This is a genomic window from Pseudomonas yangonensis (assembly GCF_009932725.1).
Taxonomy (GTDB): Bacteria; Pseudomonadota; Gammaproteobacteria; order Pseudomonadales; family Pseudomonadaceae; genus Aquipseudomonas; species Aquipseudomonas yangonensis.
In genome coordinates, this window is sequence record NZ_BLJU01000056.1 from 1 (window position 1) to 4935 (window position 4935).

5 protein-coding genes and 1 pseudogene are annotated in these 4935 nt (G+C 59.6%); 2 read left to right on the top strand and 4 right to left on the bottom strand.

The window, feature by feature from the left end:
- Nucleotides 1–263, bottom strand: a pseudogene (gene glmM, locus GYB81_RS23380) (phosphoglucosamine mutase); the annotation flags it as partial.
- An 86-nt stretch (nt 264–349) separates the two neighbouring features.
- A complete protein-coding gene (sul2, locus tag GYB81_RS23385; protein ID WP_001043260.1) occupies nt 350–1165 on the bottom strand; it encodes a sulfonamide-resistant dihydropteroate synthase Sul2 in 816 nt (271 codons plus the stop codon).
- Nucleotides 1166–1615: 450 nt separating this feature from the next.
- Between sul2 and GYB81_RS23395 the strand changes: the two genes are divergently transcribed.
- A complete protein-coding gene (locus GYB81_RS23395; protein WP_161867851.1) occupies nt 1616–2242 on the top strand; it encodes an SET domain-containing protein in 627 nt (208 codons plus the stop codon).
- Nucleotides 2243–2300: 58 nt separating this feature from the next.
- Here GYB81_RS23395 and GYB81_RS23400 read toward each other — a convergent pair whose 3' ends face one another.
- Nucleotides 2301–2819: a hypothetical protein gene (locus tag GYB81_RS23400; RefSeq protein WP_233787664.1), complete on the bottom strand. Its 519-nt coding sequence runs from the start codon at nt 2817–2819 to the stop codon at nt 2301–2303.
- Entirely contained in the window at nt 2819–3289 is a 471-nt protein-coding gene (locus GYB81_RS23405) for a hypothetical protein (RefSeq protein WP_161867850.1), read from the bottom strand. The genes GYB81_RS23400 and GYB81_RS23405 overlap by 1 nt, the downstream gene beginning before the upstream one ends.
- Before the next feature lie 179 nt (nt 3290–3468).
- On the opposite strand from GYB81_RS23405, the gene GYB81_RS23410 reads away from it, so the two are divergent.
- The gene (locus tag GYB81_RS23410; RefSeq protein WP_161867849.1) at nt 3469–4839 is read left to right on the top strand and encodes a multicopper oxidase family protein; all 1371 of its coding nucleotides are present in this window, start codon (nt 3469–3471) and stop codon (nt 4837–4839) included.
- Nucleotides 4840–4935 lie beyond the last annotated feature (96 nt).

Genomic DNA, 4935 nt, shown 5'->3' on the forward strand with positions numbered 1-4935 from the left:
CGTTTATTCTTCCTATACGTTGTCGGCAGCGGGCCAAAAAGGAATACGTCCATGCCCATCGAGGTGAAACCGGCTGTGAGCGCGGGTTCAAGCATATAGCCCGACAGGCGCGTATCCTTGCCGATCACGACACGATGGCGGTGGTCACCGCGACGAAAGACACGGCCAGCCGCCATGCCGACGCGCAAGGCGGTTTCCGCCGTCATCGCGCCTTCGTTGGCTTTGCCACGAATACCGTCTGTGCCGAAATATTTGCGCACCATAAGGTCGATTATCCTGTCGTCGGGTCGCCCTCAAAGGGGACATGCCTGCTGAACCGCGAATATAGAGAAATATCCCGAATGTGCAGTTAACGAATTCTTGCGGTTTCTTTCAGCGCCGCCAATACCGCCAGCCCGTCGCGCAAGGGGCGCGGCTCGTGTGTGCGGATGAAGTCAGCTCCACCTGCGGCGGCGGCAAGCTCTGCAGCGAGTGTCGCGGCCCCGACATCCCCCGGACCACGGCCTGTGAGCGCGCGCAGAAAGGATTTGCGCGAAACAGACAGAAGCACCGGCAAATCGAAGCGCAGCCGCAATTCATCGAACCGCGCCAGCACCGAGAGCGAGGTTTCGGGAGCAGCCCCCAGAAAAAACCCCATGCCGGGATCAAGGACAAGGCGGTTGCGTTTGATACCGGCACCCGTCAGCGCCGCGATGCGCGCGTCAAAGAACGCCGCAATGTGATCCATGATGTCGCCAGCGGGTGCCTCGCGCCGATCTGCCTGCCCGTCTTGCACCGAATGCATAACGACGAGTTTGGCAGATGATTTCGCCAATTGCGGATAGAACGCAGCGTCTGGAAAACCGCGAATATCATTGAGATAGGCCACACCACGCGACAAGGCATAGGCTTGCGTCGCGGGTTGATAACTGTCGAGCGAGACGGGAATGCCATCTGCCTTGAGCGCGTCCAGCACCGGCGCGATACGCGCGATTTCTGTGTCGGACGAAACAGGCGCGGCGTCGGGATTGCTGGATGCCGGACCGAGGTCGATCACATCTGCCCCCTCGGCCATCAGCTTACGCGCCTGCGCAATGGCTGCGTCTGGCGCCAGATACCGGCCTCCATCGGAGAAACTGTCCGAGGTTATGTTGACGATGCCGAAAATGATGAGCGATTTATTCATGGGGGCTTCTATAATAATAATAATCGAGCATGAGTCTCATACGGATGCTCGGGTCGAAAGGGAATCCCCAGGCGAGTAACCTGTTTGCGGTGATCCATTAGCTGCAGGAGCAGAAGAGCATACATCTGGAAGCAAAGCCAGGAAAGCGGCCTATGGAGCTGTGCGGCAGCGCTCAGTAGGCAATTTTTCAAAATATTGTTAAGCCTTTTCTGAGCATGGTATTTTTCATGGTATTACCAATTAGCAGGAAAATAAGCCATTGAATATAAAAGATAAAAATGTCTTGTTTACAATAGAGTGGGAATGATGACTCTCCGAGCCTAGCTCGTGTGACGAAACCCCGGCCAAGCTGCCGGGGTTTTGTTTTTCAGGGGCAGGTGGCGCTTTTTCTGTCGTCCGCCGAGCCTGTTGGCTAGGGTTAGGCTTTTACCTGGCCAAAAGGAAGCGCCCATGTCCGTCAACTCGCCACCTGTCTCGTGCTTACGTACGTTCCTGGCCGCGCTGCTGCTGGCCGTGGCTCCCTGCAGCTTAGCTCAGGATGTGATTGAGCTTTTCGGCGAGCGGGCCTACACCGGTCGAGTCGATTTCACGGTGGCGCCTCCTTCCGGTAAGCCGGTCATGCACTACGGCAGGGGAAGCGTGTTGCTGAGCCGCAGCGCACCGGGTAAGGCGAGCCTTCAGTTGCAGGGCAAGGTCCCGGACAGTACGACGCAGACCGAACTCACCATACCCGGTATTTACGACGATGCCGGCTGGCGCAGCGAGCCGGGTGATGTGCAATTGAGCATCGCCACCAACGGGCGTGTTAGTGGTGGGGGTGTCAGTGAGGGACGTACCTTCCTCTTTTCGGGCACTTTCAACCCGACGAAGGTGCGACTGGAGGTGCGTGTCACGTCGGACCGCGAGGAGGGCGGAGTGCCTGCTGGAACCGTCCTGACGTTCGACTACAAAGTTGAACGCGAGTCTCTCAAGGCGCAGGTCGCTGAGGATGGAGAGGGGGGCTGTCGGCTGGTCATGCGACCCATCGCCAATTTTGGCGGGGGCATGACCATGGCTCAGGTGCCTGAGTGCGATTGAATGGAGCGACTCTGCCGGTGTACATGGCGAAACAAGCCTTGAACACGACAGCAGGCAGTCAGTTCTGCAGCAGCGCCACTGTGACCAAAAGAGCGAACAGGCTCAGGCTCAGAAAACTGATCAGCAGCATGCGTCTGTCCTGACGAATCTGGCTGGTGAGTATCGCCTTGCGCTGCTGCCAGTCGCAGGCGATGGTGACCCAGCGCTTTTCCAGCAACTGGCGCCAATCCTCATCGCTCAGCCAGCAGGCGACGTGGTGGGCGGGCAGATCCAGCGCGGGAAACAACTCCTCACACGTCAGCGGGCCCAGCGATATCTGAAAGCGCTGACCATGGCGTTCGCAGTCCAGTTCGAGGCGGACCTGCGGGCGGGTATCCTGAACGTCAATGTCTTCGGGGTCGGGTGTGAAAACTTCATAGGACGTGATTTGCGCCGTGCCCGGACGCAGCAAGGCTCTGCGGATTTTTTCCCAGAGCAGGCGCGCGAGCTTGTATAGGGCCCAGGCGGAGAAGGCGAAAAGCAGCAAACTGATCAGCCACAGCAGGCCGCCGAGCAGGATGAACAGCACGATCATCATCAATATCCCGTAAGCAGCGTCGGCGCGGCTTCCCAAATGAGGTAGCCCATGATCATCAGCATGATCGCGGCGAAGGGCGATGCGGCGTTCGGGGATTCGGGGGTGGCATCGGCCGGGTTGGCCTTGGGAACGTAGAGCAGGAAGGTGCCGGCCTGCTCGTTGAGCTCGACATGTTCCTGGTTGAGCACGAGATGCTCCACTTCGTAGGTGCGTTGTTCGTACTCGTAACGCAGGCGATAGACGGGCTTGAGTGTGACCATCGTGGTTTTACCCACGCTGATGCGGGCGTTGACGAGCTTCTGACCGATGATCACCGCTTTTACGATGTCGTGCGGACGGCTGAGCCGGTAACAGTCCGACCAGATCATTTCGCCCAATGCGGCCATCAGCCCGATCCACATGAGCAGGACCATCGGGGCTATCGCCACCATCATGATGGCCAGGGGGGCGTCGAAGAAGAAACTATCCATGTCCTGAAGAGCGTTCCTGTGAAAAAGCCCTGCGATTCTATACCCTTCGGGGTTGCCCATCTGGGTGATATCTCCCACTGGCACCGCGGCAATATGTCTTGCTGAGGTGCTCGTCTGGCCATCCATGAAAATGAGAAGATAGTGCAGTTGAGTTTGCTAACTGATTGCCGAGGATGAAGATGTCGTTTACCCGCAGACAGGTGCTGGTCGGTTTAGCCGGGCTGGGTGTGGCCGGCCTTGGCATTGGTGGTGTGCGCTACTGGCTGGGCCGTCCGGAAAATGTCGCCACCCACGATTACGAGCTGATCGCCGCGCCGCTGGATCTGGAACTGGTACCGGGGCATGTAACGCCGGCCTGGGCCTATGGTGGTCAGGCGCCGGGCGTGGAGCTGCGTTGCCGTCAGGGCGAGCGTTTGCGCGTGCGCTTCATCAACAAGCTGGACGTGCACAGCACCATTCACTGGCATGGCATCCGCCTGCCGCTGGAGATGGACGGTGTGCCCTATGTCTCCCAGGCTCCGGTGCTGCCAGGTGAGTATTTCGACTACGACTTCATCTGCCATGACGCCGGCAGCTTCTGGTACCACCCACATACCGCCAGCGCCGAGCAACTGGGGCGTGGTCTGGTCGGGCCGCTGATCGTCGAGGAACGCGAGCCAACCGGCTTTCGCCATGAGCGCACACTGAGCCTGAAAACCTGGCATATCGACGAGCAGGGCGCCTTAACCGATTTTCTGGTGCCGCGCCAGGCCGCGCGCGAAGGTACGCGCGGACGGCTGACCACCATCAACGGCGAGCCCAAACCGACCCTCGAACTGCCGCAAGGGCAGGTGGTGCGGCTGCGTCTTATCAATGTCGACAACACCATCACCTACCGCCTCAACCTGCCGGGCGGCGAGGCTCGCATCTATGCCCTGGACGGCAATCCGGTGCAGCCGCGGCCACTGGGAAAGGAATACTGGCTGGGGCCAGGCATGCGCATCGACCTGGCGCTGAAGGTTCCAGCTGCCGGCGAGGAACTGTCCCTGCGCAACGGACCGCTGCGCCTGGCCACCTTGAAGGGTGTCGCCAGTAGCGAAGTCGCAGGCGACTGGCCGCCACCTCTGCCGGCCAACCCCGTCGCCGAACCGGATCTGGCCCGCGCCGAAACCCTGCGCTTCAACTTCGAATGGGCGGCGATGCTGTCGGGTGATGTCGAGCGTGGCGGCAGCTACAAGTACTGGCAGATCAACGGCCAGGCCTGGGATATCAACGACAAGACCTGTGCCGATCGTCCTATCGCCACGCTGAAGAAGGATGGCCACTACGTTTTCGTGCTGCGCAACATGGCGCAGTACCAGCACCCCATCCATCTGCACGGCATGACCTTCAAGGTACTGGGTTCGGATCGGCGCAAGATCATTCCGTATTTCACCGATACCTATCTGCTGGGCAAGAACGAGACGGCGCGCATCGCTTTCGTCGCCGATAATCCCGGCGTGTGGATGTTCCATTGCCACGTGATCGACCATATGGAAACGGGGCTGATGGCGGCCATCGAAGTGGTCTGAAGCCGCAGGCTTCAGGCTGCAAGCCACAGGCAGGCGCGAAAAGCTTGACGGGCTCCGATGGAAAGGCACACTGGCGCGCCTGAAGCCTGAAGCCTG

Coding starts and splice junctions, on each gene's coding strand:
- GYB81_RS23395 (WP_161867851.1), top strand. CDS start 1,616: ATGTCCGTCAACTCGCCACCTGTCTCGTGCTTACGTACGTTCCTGGCC.
- sul2 (WP_001043260.1), bottom strand. CDS start 1,165: ATGAATAAATCGCTCATCATTTTCGGCATCGTCAACATAACCTCGGAC.
- GYB81_RS23410 (WP_161867849.1), top strand. CDS start 3,469: ATGTCGTTTACCCGCAGACAGGTGCTGGTCGGTTTAGCCGGGCTGGGT.
- GYB81_RS23405 (WP_161867850.1), bottom strand. CDS start 3,289: ATGGATAGTTTCTTCTTCGACGCCCCCCTGGCCATCATGATGGTGGCG.
- GYB81_RS23400 (WP_233787664.1), bottom strand. CDS start 2,819: ATGATGATCGTGCTGTTCATCCTGCTCGGCGGCCTGCTGTGGCTGATC.